This is a genomic window from Pseudoduganella sp., assembly GCF_041914865.1.
Taxonomy (GTDB): Bacteria; Pseudomonadota; Gammaproteobacteria; order Burkholderiales; family Burkholderiaceae_D; genus Rugamonas.
In genome coordinates, this window is record NZ_JAYSCO010000068.1 from 1 (window position 1) to 18,044 (window position 18,044).

20 protein-coding genes are annotated in these 18,044 nt (G+C 64.1%); 4 read left to right on the top strand and 16 right to left on the bottom strand.

What is annotated here, in order from left to right:
- The 9 genes from serS to ACE3TQ_RS23075 form a co-directional block, all read right to left on the bottom strand.
- Positions 1-1,032, bottom strand: a 1,032-nt coding sequence (serS, locus tag ACE3TQ_RS23035; RefSeq protein ID WP_374585397.1) for a serine--tRNA ligase, incomplete at its 3' end; no start/stop codon positions are given.
- A gap of 95 nt (positions 1,033-1,127) precedes the next feature.
- Positions 1,128-1,325: a hypothetical protein gene (locus ACE3TQ_RS23040; RefSeq protein WP_374585399.1), complete on the bottom strand. Its 198-nt coding sequence runs from the start codon at positions 1,323-1,325 to the stop codon at positions 1,128-1,130.
- A gap of 123 nt (positions 1,326-1,448) precedes the next feature.
- Positions 1,449-2,180: an alpha/beta fold hydrolase gene (locus tag ACE3TQ_RS23045; protein ID WP_374585401.1), complete on the bottom strand. Its 732-nt coding sequence runs from the start codon at positions 2,178-2,180 to the stop codon at positions 1,449-1,451.
- A 33-nt stretch (positions 2,181-2,213) separates the two neighbouring features.
- On the bottom strand, positions 2,214-2,846 hold the full coding sequence (locus ACE3TQ_RS23050) for a DNA-3-methyladenine glycosylase I (protein ID WP_374585403.1): 633 nt from the start codon (positions 2,844-2,846) through the stop codon (positions 2,214-2,216).
- A complete protein-coding gene (locus ACE3TQ_RS23055) occupies positions 2,843-3,142 on the bottom strand; it encodes a YciI family protein (protein WP_374585405.1) in 300 nt (99 codons plus the stop codon). Before ACE3TQ_RS23055 ends, ACE3TQ_RS23050 begins: the two co-directional genes overlap by 4 nt.
- A 10-nt stretch (positions 3,143-3,152) precedes the next feature.
- Positions 3,153-3,731, bottom strand: a complete 579-nt coding sequence (locus tag ACE3TQ_RS23060; RefSeq protein ID WP_374585407.1) for a TetR/AcrR family transcriptional regulator — start codon at positions 3,729-3,731, stop codon at positions 3,153-3,155.
- Between the two features lie 40 nt (positions 3,732-3,771).
- Positions 3,772-5,082, bottom strand: a complete 1,311-nt coding sequence (locus ACE3TQ_RS23065; protein WP_374585409.1) for a replication-associated recombination protein A — start codon at positions 5,080-5,082, stop codon at positions 3,772-3,774.
- A 6-nt stretch (positions 5,083-5,088) separates the two neighbouring features.
- Positions 5,089-5,706 (bottom strand): outer membrane lipoprotein chaperone LolA, encoded by a 618-nt coding sequence (lolA, locus tag ACE3TQ_RS23070; RefSeq protein WP_374585411.1) that lies wholly within the window; start codon positions 5,704-5,706, stop codon positions 5,089-5,091.
- Positions 5,707-5,714: 8 nt separating this feature from the next.
- Positions 5,715-8,102 (bottom strand): DNA translocase FtsK, encoded by a 2,388-nt coding sequence (locus tag ACE3TQ_RS23075; RefSeq protein ID WP_374585413.1) that lies wholly within the window; start codon positions 8,100-8,102, stop codon positions 5,715-5,717.
- A 162-nt stretch (positions 8,103-8,264) separates the two neighbouring features.
- Here ACE3TQ_RS23075 and trxB point away from each other — a divergent pair, with 162 nt between their 5' ends.
- Both trxB and ACE3TQ_RS23085 read left to right on the top strand, forming a co-directional pair.
- Complete coding sequence (trxB, locus tag ACE3TQ_RS23080; protein ID WP_374585415.1) at positions 8,265-9,215, top strand: thioredoxin-disulfide reductase; 951 nt, start codon at positions 8,265-8,267, stop codon at positions 9,213-9,215.
- Positions 9,212-9,901: a Smr/MutS family protein gene (locus ACE3TQ_RS23085; RefSeq protein ID WP_374585417.1), complete on the top strand. Its 690-nt coding sequence runs from the start codon at positions 9,212-9,214 to the stop codon at positions 9,899-9,901. Before trxB ends, ACE3TQ_RS23085 begins: the two co-directional genes overlap by 4 nt.
- Here ACE3TQ_RS23085 and ACE3TQ_RS23090 read toward each other — a convergent pair.
- On the bottom strand, positions 9,869-10,708 hold the full coding sequence (locus tag ACE3TQ_RS23090) for a hypothetical protein (RefSeq protein ID WP_374585419.1): 840 nt from the start codon (positions 10,706-10,708) through the stop codon (positions 9,869-9,871). The two genes, ACE3TQ_RS23085 and ACE3TQ_RS23090, sit on opposite strands and share 33 nt — an antisense overlap.
- Before the next feature lie 109 nt (positions 10,709-10,817).
- Here ACE3TQ_RS23090 and ACE3TQ_RS23095 point away from each other — a divergent pair, with 109 nt between their 5' ends.
- On the top strand, positions 10,818-11,444 hold the full coding sequence (locus ACE3TQ_RS23095) for a trimeric intracellular cation channel family protein (RefSeq protein ID WP_374585421.1): 627 nt from the start codon (positions 10,818-10,820) through the stop codon (positions 11,442-11,444).
- On the opposite strand, the gene ACE3TQ_RS23100 is transcribed toward ACE3TQ_RS23095, so the two are convergent.
- Both ACE3TQ_RS23100 and ACE3TQ_RS23105 read right to left on the bottom strand, forming a co-directional pair.
- Entirely contained in the window at positions 11,441-11,779 is a 339-nt protein-coding gene (locus ACE3TQ_RS23100) for a P-II family nitrogen regulator (protein ID WP_028103924.1), read from the bottom strand. The genes ACE3TQ_RS23095 and ACE3TQ_RS23100 overlap by 4 nt on opposite strands.
- A 19-nt stretch (positions 11,780-11,798) precedes the next feature.
- Positions 11,799-13,853 carry an NAD(+) synthase gene (locus ACE3TQ_RS23105; RefSeq protein ID WP_374585423.1) on the bottom strand — a complete coding sequence of 685 codons (2,055 nt, stop codon included), beginning with the start codon at positions 13,851-13,853 and terminating at the stop codon, positions 11,799-11,801.
- A 164-nt stretch (positions 13,854-14,017) separates the two neighbouring features.
- On the opposite strand from ACE3TQ_RS23105, the gene ACE3TQ_RS23110 reads away from it, so the two are divergent.
- Positions 14,018-15,142, top strand: coding sequence for a GNAT family N-acetyltransferase (locus ACE3TQ_RS23110; protein ID WP_374585425.1), 1,125 nt, complete (start codon positions 14,018-14,020; stop codon positions 15,140-15,142).
- On the opposite strand, the gene ACE3TQ_RS23115 is transcribed toward ACE3TQ_RS23110, so the two are convergent.
- The 4 genes from ACE3TQ_RS23115 to ACE3TQ_RS23130 form a co-directional block, all read right to left on the bottom strand.
- Complete coding sequence (locus ACE3TQ_RS23115; protein ID WP_374585427.1) at positions 15,139-15,468, bottom strand: ArsR/SmtB family transcription factor; 330 nt, start codon at positions 15,466-15,468, stop codon at positions 15,139-15,141. The genes ACE3TQ_RS23110 and ACE3TQ_RS23115 overlap by 4 nt on opposite strands.
- Positions 15,455-15,913, bottom strand: a complete 459-nt coding sequence (locus ACE3TQ_RS23120) for an SRPBCC family protein (protein ID WP_374585429.1) — start codon at positions 15,911-15,913, stop codon at positions 15,455-15,457. The genes ACE3TQ_RS23115 and ACE3TQ_RS23120 overlap by 14 nt, the downstream gene beginning before the upstream one ends.
- Positions 15,910-16,374: an SRPBCC domain-containing protein gene (locus tag ACE3TQ_RS23125; protein WP_374585431.1), complete on the bottom strand. Its 465-nt coding sequence runs from the start codon at positions 16,372-16,374 to the stop codon at positions 15,910-15,912. The genes ACE3TQ_RS23120 and ACE3TQ_RS23125 overlap by 4 nt, the downstream gene beginning before the upstream one ends.
- An 83-nt stretch (positions 16,375-16,457) precedes the next feature.
- The gene (locus ACE3TQ_RS23130) at positions 16,458-18,035 is read right to left on the bottom strand and encodes an FAD-dependent oxidoreductase (protein ID WP_374585433.1); all 1,578 of its coding nucleotides are present in this window, start codon (positions 18,033-18,035) and stop codon (positions 16,458-16,460) included.
- Between the last annotated feature and the right edge of the window lie 9 nt (positions 18,036-18,044).

The following is an 18,044-nucleotide window of genomic DNA, read 5'->3' on the forward strand; positions in this document are numbered from 1 at the left end:
CACTTCCAGGTCGTAGGTCTTGGCGGCGCCGAAGCCCATGTCGCCGGTGCACAGCTGCATGACGCGGTATGGCAGGTTCAGCGACTGCAGGATGTACTCGGCGTGGCCGACCATTTCTTCCAGCGCTTCGTACGATTTCTCCGGGTGTACCACCTGGACCAGTTCAACCTTGTCGAACTGGTGCTGGCGGATCATGCCTTTGGTGTCGCGGCCTGCGGAGCCGGCTTCGGAGCGGAAGCACGGGGTGTGGGCGGTAACCTTGATCGGCAGCGTTTCAACGGCCACGATCTCGTCGCGCACCATATTGGTCAGCGAGACTTCGGAAGTCGGGATCAGGTAGAAGTTCTGGCCTTCGCCTTCGGCGCCGCCCTTCTTCACGGAGAACAGGTCGGCTTCGAACTTCGGCAGCTGGCCGGTGCCCATCAGCGATTCGGCGTTCACCATGTACGGGGTGTAGCACTCGGTGTAGCCGTGCTTGTCGGTGTGGGTGTCCAGCATGAACTGCGCCAGGGCGCGGTGCAGGCGAGCGATGCCGCCCTTCATGACGCTGAAGCGGGAACCGGTGAGTTTGGTGGCGGTTTCGAAGTCCAGGCCCAGCGCGACGCCGACGTCGGCGTGGTCTTTGACTTCGAAGTCGAAGCTGCGCGGGGTGCCGAATTTGCGCACTTCCACGTTGCCGGTTTCGTCGGTGCCGGTCGGCACGGATTCATGCGGCAGGTTGGGCACGGCCTGCAGGAAGGTGCTCATCTTCTCCTGCACCACGGCCAACGCGGCTTCGTTATTTTTCAGCTCGTCGCCGAGACCGGCCACTTCGGCCATCACGGCGGAGGTATCTTCCCCTTTGCCTTTCAACATACCGATCTGCTTGGACAGCGAGTTGCGCTTGCTTTGCAGTTCTTCGGTACGCATCTGGATGGCTTTGCGCTCGCCTTCCAGGGCATTGAAGCCAGCTACGTCCAGCTGGAACTTGCGGGTCGCCAGTTTGGCGGCGACAGTATCAATGTCTTTACGGAGAAGTTGGATGTCAATCATGTTTTTTGCTGCCGCTACGATTAATTATCGAAAGGGGCAATTGTACCAAGTTGACAGCACAACGACTGAGTTTTAAGCCCTCCGGCGCGGTGCTGTCAGATCAGTGCGGCTTTTTCGGCGGCGGTCAGGCGTTTGGCGGCGACCACCACGGTTGGGATGTTGGCGTCGGCCTTGGCCACTACCGGGCTGGCGGCAACGTGCAGCACCGGTGGGGTGGCGGTAGCGTAGCTGGTAACAGTAGCCAGGGCGGCTGCGACAACGAAGATCGCTTCAAAGTTTTTCAGGACGTTCATGATGTTCTCCTTCAGGTCAGTGTCAGTTCAATTCCGTGCTTCCATGGTTACACTGTACCTAAAGCCTCCCTGCCCTGCCTTGCCCTTGCGACGAACGGCCAAAAATGCGGAATGAACGGCGTTTTAAGCGCCTTTCAGCCATCCCAGCACGGCGTTGTTGAACGCTTCCGGCTGCTCGCGCATGACCCAGTGGCCGCTGCGGAAGGCGATCACCTGGCTGTCCGGCTTGGACTGCACGGCCTGCTCGAAGCTGCGGGTATGGAAGGGAAACGGCTTGCGCTTGCCGTAGATATACAGCATGGGCCAGCGCAGCTTGAACGGCAGCGTGCCCATGGCAGGCTGGCTGGCGCGCAGCCAGGAGATGGCGTGCGGCAGCTGCAGGCGCGAGCAGGCTTCCCGGGCTTCGCGGCTGCTGCGGGTGGCGGCCTGCAGGCGGCGGTGGGCAAAGGCCAGGCGCAGGCGGGTTTTCCAGTCGAGCGAGGCGCGGTAGGTCAGCTGGCTGGAGCCGCCAATGCCGACCCCGATCACGCGGCTCACCAGCTCCGGGTAGCGCAGCGCAAACTGGTAGCCAAAAATACAACCCCAGTCGCTCAGCATCAGGATCACCGGGCGGCCGCCGTTCACGGCCAGCACGGTGTCGGCATAGAGCTGGGTGATTTCGTCCAGGTGATGGCTGGACTTGGCGCGCTGGCTGGGGAAGCTGAAACGGACACAGCGATAGGTGGGCGAAAACGCCGCCACCTGGGCATCCCACAGGCTGCGGTCGTACGGCCAGCCGTGGATCATCATAATGACTTCATCACCGGCGCCGTCCACATGGACAGTAACACCGTCAACTGTCAGACGCTCTGCCATCCCGCCCTCCATTATTAGAATCTTTACAACATGCTAACGCACGGAATTGCGCACTGTAAAGGATTTACTTACGTGTTTTGCATCGTGGCCGGGTGGGAGAAAGGCTTTGCGTTGCGCCATTGCACGTTTGCGCACCACGCATTGCGGCGCATGGTCGTTGACCAGCCCCATCGCTTGCATGAATGCATAGACGGTGGTGGGGCCGACGAATTTCCAGCCGCGCTTTTTCAGTTCCCGCGACAAGGCGGCGGCCGCCTCCTGGCCCGGCCCGGCAGGCTCATAACGCCAGAAGAAGGCGGCCAGCGAGCCCTCTTGCGCGACCACTTCGCGGGCGCGCGCCGCATTGTGGATGGTGGCCTCGATTTTTCCGCGGTGCCGTACGATGCCCTCGTCCTGCAGCAGGCGCTGCACGTCGCGCTCGCCAAACCGCGCCAGCTGGTTGAAGTCGAAGCCGGCGAATGCGCGGCGGAAGTTCTCGCGCTTGGCCAGGATGGTGCGCCAGCTCAGGCCGGACTGGAAGCCTTCCAGGCAGATTTTCTCGAACAGGCGGATATCGTCACTGACGGGGTAGCCCCATTCCTCGTCGTGGTAGTGCAGGAACTCGGGGGCGGCGGCGCACCAGCGGCAGCGCGGCTTGCCGTCGGGGCCGGTGATGGTCTCGCTCATGCTGCCGCTTCCGCCAGCAGGAAGTCGAGCCGCGCATCGGTCCTGGCGGGGGTGAAGCCCGTTATCGATGCGTCGACAATGCCATGGGCGACGAAGGGATCAAGCGCCAGGCGCTGGCGCAGCGCGGCTTCGTCCAGGCCATGGGCCAGGATGCCGCCACCGGGCTGCCCCAGCAGGTTGCCGGCGGCCAGGAAGACGCCATCATCGAAGCCTGCCTGCAGCCATTCCTTATGGGCGGCCATCCAGGGCGCCGCCTGCTCGCGCGTGCCGGTCATTCTGAGCGAAACAATGAACATGATTTCTCCTCTAGGTGCCGATGGCGTCCAGCCATCCATGCAGTTGCGAAACCTCATGCCGGATAAACCCGGCGTCATCGAAAGCGTTGGCCAGGGTGGCGATGCCCTGGCTGCGCGCCAGCAAATGCATGGCCAGGCTGTCGGCATCGGCAGCGGCGCGGCCGCCCAGCTGGACGAACTGCGCGCCGAGCCATTCGCGGAACAGTGAAAACAGGGTGTTCGCCTGCGGCAGTGCCGGATGCTCCAGCTTGGCCAGCTCGGTGCACAAGGTGCCGACCGGGCAGCCGTTGCGGCGGATGGCGGCGGCATTCATCGCCATCATGTCGATAAAACAGCCGATGCGTTCGCGCGGCGTGGCGCCGGCGGTGGACCAGCCGTCGAGCATGGCCTGCGTCCTGGCGCGGCGCAGGTCAATGACGGCCGCCAGGATTTCATCCTTGCTTTTGAAGTGGTAGTAGAAATTGCCGCGCGAGAGTTCGACCGCGGCGGCGATGTCGGCAAAGCTGGTATGGCCGTAGCCGCGCTCGTAAAACAGCCGGTCGGCGGTATCGACGATGCGTTCGCGGGTGCCTGTTGTCGGTTTATCCATGCCGACCAGCGTAGGACGATTGTCCTACAATGTCAAGCAATTAAGATTTGCCGGCGTCTTCGTCGAGTTTGCGCAGGAAGGCCAGCTTGTCGGCGATCTTCGTTTCCAGGCCGCGCGGGACGGGCTGGTACCAGCCCGGCTCGGCCATGCCGTCCGGCAGGTAGGTCTCGCCTGCTGCGTAGGCGTGCGGCTCGTCGTGGGCGTAGCGGTACTCGTGGCCGTAGCCCAGCTCTTTCATCAGCTTGGTCGGCGCATTGCGCAGGTGGACCGGCACTTCGCGCGACTTGTCGCGGCGGACAAAGGCCATGGCGGCGTTGTAGGCGTTGTAGCCGGCATTGCTCTTGGCCGCCACCGCCAGGTAGATCACGGCCTGCGCCAGCGCCAGTTCGCCTTCCGGGGAACCCAGGCGTTCGTAGGTGGCGGCAGCGTCGTTGGCCATGGTCAGGGCGCGCGGGTCGGCCAGGCCGATGTCTTCCCAGGCCATGCGCACGATGCGGCGCGACAGGTAGCGCGGGTCGGCGCCGCCGTCGATCATGCGGCAGAACCAGTACAGGGCACCGTCCGGGTTCGAGCCGCGCACGGATTTGTGCAGGGCCGAGATCTGGTCGTAGAAGTTGTCGCCGCCCTTGTCGAAGCGGCGCGCGTTCAGGGTCAGCGCGTTCTGCACGAAGTCGCCGGTGACCTTGTTGGTGCGGGCGGTGGCGGCAGCGGTCTTGGTCTGCTCCAGCAGGTTCAGGAAGCGGCGTGCATCGCCGTCTGCGTAGCCGACCAGGGTGTCGATGGCCAGTTCGTCGAACTCCAGGTCGGGCATGGAACGTTCGCGGGCGCGCGCCAGCAGCTGGCGCATCTCGTCTTCGGTCAGGGCCTTCAGCACGTAGACCTGGGCGCGCGAGAGCAGCGCGGAATTCACTTCGAACGAAGGGTTTTCCGTGGTGGCGCCGATCAGGGTGACCAGGCCCGATTCGACATAGGGCAGCAGCGCGTCCTGCTGCGCCTTGTTGAAGCGGTGGATCTCGTCGATGAACAGGATGGTCTGCTTGCCGTTGGCGACGAACTGCTCGGCCTGTTCAATGGCGGCGCGGATATCCTTGACCCCGCCCAGCACCGCAGAAATAGCGATGAACTCGCAGTCGAAGGCGCGCGCAGACAGGCGCGCCAGCGTGGTCTTGCCCACGCCCGGCGGGCCCCACAAAATCATGGAGTGCGGCTTGCCGGACTTGAACAGCAGGTTAAGCGGCTTGCCTTCGCCCAGCAGGTGGCTCTGGCCGATCACGTCCGCCACGCTGTGCGGGCGCAGCGCTTCGGCCAGCGGCGGGGTGGGTTCAGGGGCGAACAGGTCTTGCGTCATCATGATTCCTTAATTGTTGATGACGTCCGCACCCTTTGGCATGACAAATTTAAAGCTTGCTGCATTCAGCGCTGGATTTTTTTCAAACTTCTTGAACGACAGGATGGAAGTCTGGCCGAAGCTGTCTTTCAGCTCCATCGCCTCTGGGGTGCCGTTTTTCAGGCCGATCAGGATTTGCTCAAAGCTGGAATCCTTGGCTTTAGGCGTGGCTTTCAGCCATTCCAGGCCGTCGCGGCTGCCCGCCTCGGACAGGGTGAAGTTCTTTTCCAGGTCGTTGGAGCCGAACAGGATGGCGGCTGGCGACGAACCCAGGGCGTCGCCCAGTTTGCGCACGGTGACCTGGTTCAGGTCCTTGTCGTAGATGTAGAGCTGTTCGCCGTCGGCCTGCAGCACCTGTTCATAGGGCTTGGTATAGGTCCAGATGAATTTGCCGGGACGGGCAAAGGTGAAGCTGCCGGACGACTGCTTGCCCTTGCCGCCCTGCGCCACGACCTTTTGCGTGAATTCGCCTTTGGCGGCCTTGGTGCTGCCGACGAAGACTTTGAACTGCTCCAGTGCGGCCGCATTGGCCACGCCCGCAAACAGCAGGCCGGCGGCCAGGGCCGCCATGAATTTGGTGTGCTTCATAGGATTCCTTATTCCGCCGAGGCGGTTGGCGCGATGATTTCGCGGTTGCCGTTCGACTGCATGGCCGATACCACGCCGCTGTTCTCCATCTGCTCCAGCAGGCGCGCGGCGCGGTTGTAGCCGATGCGCAGGTGGCGCTGCACCAGCGAGATGGAAGCCTTGCGGTGCTTCAGCACGACTTGCACGGCCTGGTCGTACATCGGGTCGGCCTCGCCGTCCCCGCCGCCGCCCGCGCCAGCCATGGCGCCGTCGCCGCCGCCCTCTTCCAGCGTGCCGCCTTCCAGGATGCCTTCGATGTAATTCGGCTCGCCCTGGGCTTTCAGGTGGTTCACCACGCGGTGCACCTCGTCGTCCGAGACGAAGGCGCCGTGCACGCGGATCGGCAGGCCGGTACCGGGCGGCATGTACAGCATGTCACCCATGCCGAGCAGGGTTTCCGCGCCCATCTGGTCAAGAATGGTGCGCGAGTCGATCTTGGACGATACCTGGAACGCGATACGGGTCGGGATGTTGGCCTTGATCAGGCCCGTGATCACGTCGACAGATGGGCGCTGGGTTGCCAAAATCAAGTGCAGGCCGGCCGCACGCGCCTTCTGCGCGATACGGGCGATCAGCTCTTCCACCTTCTTGCCGACCACCATCATCAGGTCGGCCAGCTCGTCGATGATGATGACGATGGTTGGCAGTTTTTCCAGCGGTTCCGGCGCGTCCGGCGTGATCGAGAACGGGTTCGGGATCTTCTCTTCGCGCTTCTCGGCCTCGGCGATCTTGGCGTTGTAGCCGGCCAGGTTACGCACGCCCAGCTTGGACATCAGCTTGTAGCGGCGTTCCATCTCGTTCACCGCCCAGTTCAGGGCGTGGCCGGCCTGGCGCATATCGGTGACCACCGGCGCCAGCAGGTGCGGGATGCCTTCGTACACCGACATCTCCAGCATCTTCGGGTCGATCAGGATCATGCGCACGTCGTGCGGGTCGGCCTTGTACAGCAGCGACAGGATGGTGGCGTTGATACCCACCGACTTACCGGAACCGGTGGTACCCGCCACCAGCAGATGCGGCATCTTGGCCAGGTCGGCCACCACCGGCTTGCCGGCGATGTCCTTGCCCAGCGCCACGGTCAGCGGCGAATGGTTGTCGTTGTAGACCTTGGAGCCCAGAATCTCGGTCAGGCGCACGATCTGGCGCTTCGGATTCGGCAGCTCCAGCGCCATGTAGTTCTTGCCCGGGATGGTTTCCACCACGCGGATGGACGTGAGCGACAGCGAGCGCGCCAGGTCGCGCGCCAGGTTGACGATCTGGCTGCCCTTCACGCCGGTGGCGGGCTCGATCTCGTAGCGCGTCACGACCGGGCCCGGATAGGCGGCGACCACCTTTGCTTCCACGCCGAAGTCGGACAGCTTTTTCTCGATCAGGCGGCTGGTGAATTCCAGCGTTTCCACGGCCACTGTTTCCTGCTGCGGCGGCGCTTCGTCCAGCAGCGACAGCGGCGGCAGGTCGGTGTTCTCGATTTCCTGGAACAGGGTGCCCTGCTTCTCCTTGATGGCGCGCTCGGACTGCACCACCTGGGTCATCTGCGGCTCGATCTTGACGATAGGCGGCGGTGGCGTCTCCGGCGGCAGGTCGACCGGCTTCGGATGCTTCTCCTCGTGCTTGACGCGCTCCTTGACGACCTTTTCCTCGCGCTGCACCACGGCGACATCGCCCTGGCGGCGGTCTTCGCGCATTTCCATGCGGGCGCGGAACCAGTCGATCGCCAGCTCGATGCCCTCGCCGATCTTCTCCGCCACCGACATCCACGAGACGTGGAAGAACAGGCTGAAGCCGGTGCCGAACAGCAGCAGCAGCACCAGCGTGGCGCCGGTGAAGCCCAGGCCCACGTGGGCGCCGTGGCCAATCAGCTCGCCCAGCACGCCGCCCGGCGCGCGCGGCAGCTGCACCTTGAGCGTGTACATGCGCAGGAATTCCAGGCCCATCGAGCCCACCAGCATCAGGCCGAAGCCGATCACGCGGATGATGCCGACCTGGCGGTGTTCCGGGTCTTCGTCCTTCTCCAGCACGAACTTGCGGGTCAGGCGCCGATAGCCCTGCCACACCACGCGCAGCATATAGACGCACCACCACCAGGCGGAAAAACCGAAAATAAACAGCATCAGGTCCGACAGCCAGGCGCCGCCGCGGCCGCCCAGGTTGTACACCTGCGACACCACATTGTTATGCGACCAGCCCGGATCGTGCCGGTTATAACTGGCCAGGATCAGGATAAAGTACAGGCAAACGACAAAAAGCGCGAAAAATCGCGCTTCGGACAGCAGGCGGACCAGCCGGTTCGGTAAAGGCTGGCGTTCGGTGACATTGCGAGTGTAACCAGAAGTTGTCTCTTGACTCTTCTTACTCATTGCTCGTTGCTTAGAGGCAAAAATTCCATATTGCGCTTATTCTAAGCTATTAGTGGGGTAAAGGGTGTTCGCTTATAATCTCGCTTTGCCCGGGGCGGCAGACTTGTAGCATCCTTGCGCCACCCCATATACCAGACATACTAACTAAGTAAAGAATCCGCCATGACTACTACCAAACACGCCAAAGTCCTGATTCTTGGCTCCGGTCCTGCAGGCTACAGCGCCGCGATCTACGCCGCGCGCGCCAACCTGAACCCGATGCTGGTGACCGGCGTCGAACAAGGCGGCCAGCTGATGACCACCACCGACGTGGAAAACTGGCCGGCCGACCCGATGGGCGTCCAGGGCCCGGACCTGATGCAGCGCTTCCTGCAGCACGCCGAGCGCTTCAAGACCGAGATCGTGTTTGACCACATCCACACCACGCACCTGAACGAAAAACCGATCCGCCTGGTCGGCGACAGCAATGTCTACACCTGCGACACCCTGATCATCGCCACCGGCGCCTCGGCCCAGTACCTGGGCCTGCCGTCCGAGCAGGAGTTCATGGGCCGCGGCGTGTCCGCCTGCGCCACCTGCGACGGCTTCTTCTACCGTGGCCAGGAAGTGGCCGTGGTCGGCGGCGGCAACACCGCCGTGGAAGAAGCGCTGTACCTGTCGAACATCGCCACCAAGGTCACCCTGGTGCACCGCCGCGACAAGTTCCGCGCCGAGCCTATCCTGGTGGACCGCCTGATGTCCAAGGTCGCCGAAGGCAAGATCGTGCTGAAGCTGAACGCCAACCTGCACGAAGTGAAAGGCGAGCAGTCGGGCGTCACCGGCATCGAGATCAAGCATAACAACGGCGAGCTGGAACAGATCGCCGTGCACGGCCTGTTCATCGCCATCGGCCACAAGCCGAACACCGGCATCTTCGAAGGCCAGCTGGAGATGAAGGACGGCTACATCAAGACCCGCACCGGCACCGAAGGCATGGCCACCGCCACCTCCGTACCGGGCGTGTTCGCCGCCGGCGACGTGCAGGACCACATCTACCGCCAGGCCATCACCAGCGCCGGCACCGGCTGCATGGCCGCACTGGACGCGCAACGCTACCTGGAAGCGCAAGAGTGAAAAGTTTCGCCGACCTGAAAGGCCTGGGCAAGCAGCTCAAGGAACAGCAAGAGCAGCGCGAAGCTGAGGAAAGGGAGCGCGCCAAGCAGGCCAAGGCCGCTGCCGCCGCAGCCAATGTGTTCCAGTCCTCGATGGCCGGCGTGCAGAAGATGAAGGCATCCGACCGCTACGTGCCGCCGCCGCCCAAGGCGCCGGCCGCAGCGGTGCGCCCTGCCCCATCCGCCAAACGCGGCCCGCTGACGGCCGAGGAGCAGGCGGCGGACGATGCCGCCGTGCTGCGCGAGTCCATGCTGTCGGACCTGTTCGACGTCGACCATTACATGGAAGAAGACCCGGCGCTGAACTACAGCGCGCCCGGCATCGGCCCGGACGTGATGAAGAAAATGCGCAAGGGCCACTGGCCGGTACAGGATGAACTGGACCTGCACGGCCTGCGCCGCGACGATGCGCGCCAGGCGGTCGACGACTTCCTGTTGAAGGCCAAGCGCCGCAACTACCGCTGCGTGTGCGTGATCTACGGCCGCGGCTTCGGCTCGCGCAACGGCGAACCGGTGCTGAAGTCCATGGTCCACTCCTGGCTGGTGCAGACCGACGGCGTGATCGCCTTCTGCCAGGCGCGCGCCGAAGAAGGCGGCGAAGGCGCCATCATGGTGCTACTGCGCGCCGCCCTGGCGCCCCAGCGCTGATTGCCCCTCCCGAACGGGCGGCGAGGCAGTAATGCCGCCCAGCTTCACCTCCCTGTCATAGCCGCGCGCGTCCATCCTGCCACCGAGGCCACTCATCGCGTGCGCGCCACACTGTAGCTTGCCACCCATGACGCCTGTGCAGACCCAAGCCGAGCCACCTTTGTGCGCCAAGCCCACGGTATGCACTGGCATTTGCTGCGCCAATAGATAAGCCAACGACGGGTAAGGTGCGCCCTCGCGCCTGGTGGCGTGCGCATTGCCGGATAGACTGAGCACCACCGCATCCGGCTTGGCGCGGGCCAGCGCCCCAATATTCTCGGCCATGATGCGGTCGCGCGTGGCGGGGTCCCACTTTTCGCCTGGCGCAACCTTCGCCTGGCTACGACGCAAATCCGTTGCCACGAGCGTGATCGGCGCACCAGCCAGGCGAAGCACGCGCGCCTGCTCGATTATTTCCATGATGGCGGCACTGCCGCGACCATCATCCAGCCGGCCAAAGCTACTGCCATAAAGTGGCTGCCGCGCCGCCTCACTGCCATCGGAAACGAGGTAGCGTTCGATCTCAGGCTGCACATCGGCTGCCACCTCCAGCGACAGTGCCACCTGCCGCCCGTCCCGCAGCAGGCTGCAAGCCAGGCCAGAAACGAAAGCCGGCATCTCATTGGTGCCATGCAGCTCCCCGACCAGGATGACGCGCTCTTTGATCGTGGCGATATCGAGCTGGGACTGGGGCTGGCAAGGCAGCGGCGCAGCCTGGGCGCCGGTGGTGACTGCAGCAAAGGCAGTGGAAAGGATTGCGCGGATCATATTGCAAATGTTGCAACATTGCCGCGCGCCCTGTCAAGCGCTGGACGACTTGCAGGTTTTGCTAGCGGAATGCTAACCTTTGGCCTGTCTTTTCGCCACTAACAAGAACATGAAAATAGTCCCCGCCGTCTCCCTCATCACCATCATCGAGGTCGTGGCAATCCTGGTTGGGGCATTCTCCGGCTTTATCGAAGCGCGCCGCAAGCGGATGGATATCGTGGGCGTGTTCATCGTCGCCTTCATTACCGCCTTCGGCGGTGGTACCGTGCGCGACATCCTGCTCGACCGCCGCCCGCTGTTCTGGGTGGCGCACCAGGAGTATACGATCCTGCTGTTCGTGGTGGCGCTGGTGGCGGCGCCCTTCGTCAAGCAAATCCGCCATATCGTTTCCGAACGCCTGATCGTGGTGGCCGACGCCGTCGGCCTTGGCCTGTTCGCGGTGGCCAGCGTATCGACCGCGCTGGCGGCCGACATGCCGATTTTCGTAGCCGTGATGATGGGCGTGATTACCGGTATCTTCGGTGGCGTGCTGCGCGACATTATCTGCAACGAAGTGCCGATGGTGTTCCGCGACGGCAAACCGTACGCGATCTGTGCCTTCTTCGGCTGCTGGTTCTACATCGCGCTGCAATACACCTCGGTGTCGGACGACGTGGCCTTGTGGTCCAGCGCCGCCCTGATCACCATCATGCGCCTGCTCGCCTGGCGCTTCGACCTGCGCCTGAAAGGGCCTTAAACCGCGTCGGCGCCGGTTTCGCCGGTGCGGATGCGGATCACCTGTTCGATGTTCTGCACGAAGATCTTGCCGTCGCCGATCTTGCCGGTACGGGCGGCCTTGATGATCGCGTCCACGGCGGTATCGACCACGCTGTCGTCCACCACCACTTCCACTTTCACCTTCGGCAGGAAATCGACCACGTATTCCGCGCCGCGATACAGCTCGGTGTGGCCCTTCTGGCGGCCAAAGCCCTTCACCTCGGTCACGGTCAGGCCGGTCACGTTCACCTCGGCCAGCGACTCGCGCACCTCGTCCAGTTTGAATGGCTTGATGATGGCGGTAATTTGCTTCATTGCGTTCTCCTTATAGTGATCAGGCGTCGGGCACAGTCTTCAGGTTTTCCAGCCAGGCGGCGGCTTCCGAGTCGCTCGGTGCGCGCCAGTCGCCGCGCGGCGACAGCGAACCGCCACCGCCGACCTTCGGCGCATTCGGCACACAGGTGCGCTTGAACTGCGAGGTCTGGAAGAAGCGTTTGAGGAAAATGCCCAGGTTGTGTTTAATGTCTTTCAACTCGTACTCGTTGCGCACGACATGCTCGTCTTCCGGCCACGCGCCAACGTCGCGGTCCCGCCACGCATGGTGCGCCAGGAAGGCCACCTTGGCCGGCGCAAAACCGAAGCGCAGCGTGTAGTACAGGTTGAAGTCCTGCAGCTCGTACGGGCCGATCACATTCTGCGTGATCTGCGCCGGCGCTTCATCGCCCGCTTTGCCCGGCACCAGCTCAGGGCTGATTTCAGTGTTCACCACCGCCAGCAGCACGCTGGAATTGACGTCGCCGAACTGCTTGCTCTCGGCCACCCAGCGCACCAGGTGCGTGATCAGCGTTTTCGGCACGCTCGCGTTGACGTTGTAGTGCGACATATGGTCGCCCACGCCGTAGGTGCACCAGCCCAGCGCCAGCTCGCTCAGGTCGCCGGTGCCGATCACGATGCCGTTGTGGTGGTTCGCCATGCGGAACAGGTGGTTGGTGCGCTCGCCCGCCTGCACGTTCTCGAACGTGATGTCGTATTCTTCCTTGCCCTCGCTGTACGGGTGGCCAATATCCTTCATCATCTGGATGCAGCTTGGGCGGATATCCACTTCCAGCGCGGTACAGCCGACAAACTGCATCAGCGCGCGCGCCTGGTCCAGCGTGCGGGTGCTGGTGGCAAAGCCCGGCATGGTGGCGGCGATGATATTGGTGCGCGGCAGGCCAAGCCTGTCCATCGCCTTGGCGCACACCAGCAGCGCGTGGGTCGAGTCCAGGCCGCCGGAAACGCCGATCACCACCTTCTTGATGCCGGACGAGGACAGGCGCTGCACCAGCGCGCTGACCTGGATGTTGTAGACCTCCATGCAGCGCTTGTCGCGCACCGCAGGGTTGGACGGCACATACGGGAAGCGCGCCACATTGCGCTCCAGCGGCAGCACGCGGTGCGCCGGCAGCTCGACCGGGAAGCGCACGGTGCGGAACTGCTGGACCTCGGCCTTATGGCGGCGCGTGGAATGGCCGAAGGTCGTGGTGCGCATGCGTTCGCGCGACAGGCGTTCCAGGTCCACGTCGGCGAAGATCAGGTGCGATTCTTCGGCAAAGCGCTCGGACTCCGCCAGCATCTCGCCATTTTCGTAGATCAGCGCCTGGCCGTCCCAGGCCAAGTCGGTGGTGGATTCGCCGCGCCCCGCCGAGGAATACAGGTAGGCCGCCAGGCAGCGCGCCGATTGCTGGCCCACCAGCTGGTGGCGGTAGTCCGACTTGCCGACCAGGATATTGGAGGCCGACAGGTTCACCAGCACCGTCGCCCCGGCCAGCGCCGCGAACGACGACGGCGGGATTGGCACCCACACATCCTCGCAAACCTCGATATGGAACTTGAACAGCGGCAGGTTTTCCAGCTCGAACAGCTGGCTGGCGCCGAACGGCACCTGCTGGCCGAGCAGCGTGATCTCGGTGGAGACCGCCTCGTCGGCCGCGCTGAACTGGCGCGCCTCATAGAACTCGCTATAGTTGGGCAGGTAAGACTTCGGCACCACGCCGCGGATCGCACCGCCCGCCACCACGATGGCGCAATTGAACAGCTGGTGATCGACGCGCAGTGGCGCCCCCACCACCATCGCCGCCGGAATACCGCGCGAAGCCTCGACAACATTGCCCAGCCCCTGCAAGACCGCATCCAGCAAGGCGCGCTGGTGGAACAGGTCATCGCAGGAATATGCCGACAGCCCCAGCTCCGGGAAAGCCACCAGTACCGCCCCTTTCGCCGCCGCCTGCTCCGCCAGCGCGATGGTCTGGGCCGCATTGAACAGCGGATCCGCCACCCGGCACCGAGGCACGCCGACAGCCACACGGGCGAAATCATGGTGGTACAAATTATGGAACGAGTGCGACATAGCTGAACATGGCCAATAGTGATGGCGAAGATTTTAACATTGCCAGGGAAAGTCCACTTTGGGGTCATGTCCGCTTTGGGGTCAGGACTAAAAGTGGACATTTCCTGCAGGTATGTCCACTTTTAGTCCTGACCCCAAAGCGGACATTTCGCTAGAATGGCCGGATGGCATACCGCACCAGCGTCATTTCTTCCCTTTCCGATGTCAGCCCCGCCGAGTGGGATCGGCTGGCCGGCGGCAATCCTTTCCTCTCGCACGCTTTCCTGCACGCGCTGCACGAATCCGGCAGCGTGACGCCGGCAACGGGCTGGCAGCCGCAGTTCCTGGCCGTCCATGCGGACGCGGAACTGGTGGCGGCCATGCCGCTGTACGTGAAGTCGCACTCCTACGGCGAGTACGTCTTCGACTGGGCCTGGGCCGATGCCTATCACCGCAACGGCATCGAGTACTATCCCAAGCTGCTGTCGGCCATCCCGTTCACGCCTGTCACCGGCGCGCGCCTGCTGGCCCGCGATGCGGCGGCGCGTGCGGTCTTGCTGGACTTCCTGTGCGAGCAGCAGTCGGTGGCCGGCATGTCCTCCACCCATATCCTCTACCCGCCACAGGAGGAAGCCGAGGCGCTGGCGGCGGCCGGTTTCATGCTGCGCAGCGGGGTGCAGTTCCACTGGCTGAACCAGGGCTTCGAGAGTTTCGAGCACTTCCTGCAGACGCTGGAGCACAAGAAGCGCAAGAACATCCGCGCCGAACGGCGCAAGGTGCGCGAGGCGGGCATCACTATGCGCCAGTTGCGCGGCGGGCAGGCGACGGAGGCCGACTGGCGCTTCTTCCACCGCTGCTACAGCAATACCTACGCCGAGCACCGTTCCTCGCCCTACCTGAACCTGGATTTCTGGCTGCGCATCGCGCGCACCATGCCGCAGCACCTGCTGCTGGTGCAGGCCGAGCGCGATGGCCGCCCCGTTGCGTCCTCGCTGGTGGTCTATACGGAAGACACGCTGTATGGCCGCTATTGGGGCGCCATGGAGCACGTCCCCTGCCTGCATTTCGAAACGGCCTATTACCAGCCGCTCGAATTCTGCATCGCCAACGGCATCCGGACTTTCGAGGGCGGCGCCCAGGGCGAGCACAAAATGGCGCGCGGCTTCCTGCCGCAGAAGACCTGGTCGGCGCACTGGCTGGCCCACCCTGCCTTCAGCGATGCGGTGGAGCGCTTCCTCGAACGCGAGGCGGGCGGCATCGACGCCTACCTCGACGAGCTGAACGAGCGCACGCCCTTCCGCAACCCTTAACTGTCCTTTTCGACAAAGCGCTTGAGCCGTCCCAGCGCCTGTTCCCACTGGCGCCCGATGGCTTCCAGCGATTGCCGCGCCTCGTCGATGCGCCCTGGCTCCAGTTGCCACAAGCGCTCGCGCCCGACGCGGATATCGCGCACCAGCCCGGCCTCGGCCAGTACGCCAAGGTGCTTGGTCACACCCTGGCGGCTGATCTCCGTGCGCTCGGTCAGGTGGGTGATGGAGAAGGCCCCGCCTTCGCACAACTGGGCCACCAGTTTGAGCCGCGTCGGGTCGCCCAGCGCGGCAAACACCGGGGCCAGCGATTCTTCACTTGCTCGCATGGCGCTTGATATTCTCCAGTTGGACTTCCCATCCCTGCGTATGCATCTGGAACGCCTTCGCGCGGCGCTGCGCGGGCAGTTTGTCGAAGCCGGATTCCACCACCGTCAGCAAAGTCGCGTTGCCCGGTGCATCCTGCAGCGTGAACGTGACCAGCGTCGGTTCATCGTTCTCCAGGTCGGCGGGCGGGTCGATCGGATAGGGCACCCAGCGGTAGGACATCAGCCGCGGCGCCTCCATCGTCTCGATCACGGCGTCGAAAGCGTATTGGCTGCAGTCGGGATTGGTGAATTGGCCGCGCACGCGCTGGCCGGGCGCGAACTTCTGGCCGGCCAGGTCGGCGCCGAACCAGGCGCCGAATTCCTCCGCCGATGCCAGCGCGCGCCAGACGCGTTCCCGCGGTGCGTTGATCATGATGCTGCGTTCCACGCGGTCGGTATCGCTCATGCCGCCGCCCTCCTTTCGGGAATATAGGGTGTGCCCGCGCCGGTTTCGGCGTATTGGCGCAGGCTGCCAAGGAAGTGCTGCCAGCCCTGCTGGCACAGCGTATAGCATTCCAGCGCCGCTGTCAGGCCGATGTGCTCGAAATGCAGGGCAGTGCCGCCCTGCCCGTCGTCGGACAGCGTGAAGGACGGCTCGGTGCCGGTCCATTCATCGTGCCGCTGGATGGATGGCGCTTCGATGTGGGATCGTGTGCAACGCCATTGCACCGCGCGTCCGGCGGCCAGCCGCGTGACGCGCATGTCCTTGGCGCAGCTGCCAAAGCGGAAGTGCAGCGTTTCGCCGACGCCGGAGGCGCCGTCGCAGTCCTGCGTCCACCAGCCGCGCAGGCCCGCGATGGTGCTGAGCGCGGCATACACCGTCGCCGGGGAAGCTTTGATGCTGAGGTCTTGCCGATAGTGTTCCATTTCGCATCTCCCATAATGGGCAACCAAATGGTTGCATGACCATCATAGGACAGCTTCCGGTGAAACGCAACCAAATAGTTGCATTAATGGCGCGGCGCCCGGCTGCCGCTGCGCTCTCCCGGCTGCGGAGGGAGGCCAGCTTCGTCGTCCTCGAGCTCCTCGGCTGCCAGCGCGCTGTTGGCCGGCCCGTGCAGCACCGTGCCGTCGACGGCAAAGCGCGAGCCGTGGCAGGGACAATCCCAGGAGCGCTCGGCCGCGTTCCAGCTTACCGCGCAGCCGAGATGGGTGCAGGCTGCCGACACGGCATGCAGTCCGCCATCGTCCGCGCGATACACTGCCAGCTTTTTGGCGCCGCGATTGAGGATGGCGCCCTGCCCCGGCGCAATCTCCGCCGCCGTCTCGACTTCCCCGCCGCGCAGCCAGTCGCCGTACTGCGCCAGCGTGTTGGCCTGTTCCTTGAGGAATTCGCCCATGCCGTGGAATGGCTTGCGTCCCGGGTCGTACAGTTCGGCCCAAGGGTTCTCGCGCCCCTGCACCAGGTCGCGCACGATCATGGCGCCCAGCGTGCAGTTGGTCATGCCGGTGCCGGAATCGCCGCTGATGACGTAGACCTGGTCGTCGTCCAGCGGGTTGCGGCCCAGGTAGGGCAAGCCGTCGGCCGGTTCCATCACCTCGCCCGACCAGCGCAGCGTCACCGCGCCCGCCATCGGGAAGCGCTGCCGCATCCACGATTCCAGCTCGGCATGCCGGTGGCGCGGGTCGTGGTCCTGGCCGACCTTATGGTCGCAGCCGCCGACGATCAGCATTTCATGGCCGGCGCTGGCGCCGCTGCGCTCCAGCCTGACGTAGTAATAGGGGTCGCCGCTATCCCACAGCAGCATGCGCGGTACGGAGCCTTGCGGGACTTCCACCCCGATCACATAGGTGCGGAAGCCGTTCTGCTTGGTGTGCAGCACCACGCGGTTGTTGAACGGCGTGTTGGTGGCCACCACCACGGCGGCGGCGGCGACGCGGCCGTTGGGCGTACTGACCTGCAGGCGTTCGCCGACCCGTTCGATATCCGTGGCGCGGCTGTTGCAGTAGATGCGCCCTCCGCGCTGGCGGATGCATTCGCCCAGCCCGCGCAGGTACTTCAAGGGGTGGAATTGCGCCAGCCCGGCAAAGCGCAGGCAGTTGCCGGTCACGAACGGCAGGCCCGGCGCTTGCGGCATTAGCTCGACCTCCAGCCCGGCGCGCACGGCGGCATCATGTTCGCGCTGGATTTCCTGGGCATCGTCCACCGCCGAGTAAAGGTAGCCGTCCAGCCGCTCAAACTCGCAGTCGATGCCTTCGCTGCGCACGATGGTTTCCACCTGGTCGATGGCAGCCATTTGCCCGGCGGCGACCAGCCGCGCGTTGACGGGACCGAAATCCTGCTCCAGCGTGGCATACCATTCGTCCGGCGGCATCAGGTGGGCGGTGGTGCGGCCGGTTTCGCCACTGCCCAGTTCACGCGCTTCCAGCAGCACCACGCGCCGCCCTTCCAGCGCCAGCAGATAGGCGGTGCTCAGGCCGGCAATACCGCCGCCGACGATACAGACATCGGCCTGCACCTCTCCGCTGAGTTCGGGCAACGCGATGACAGGGGCAGTTTTCGCCCAGATCGACAAGGATCCTTCCATGTTCGCCTC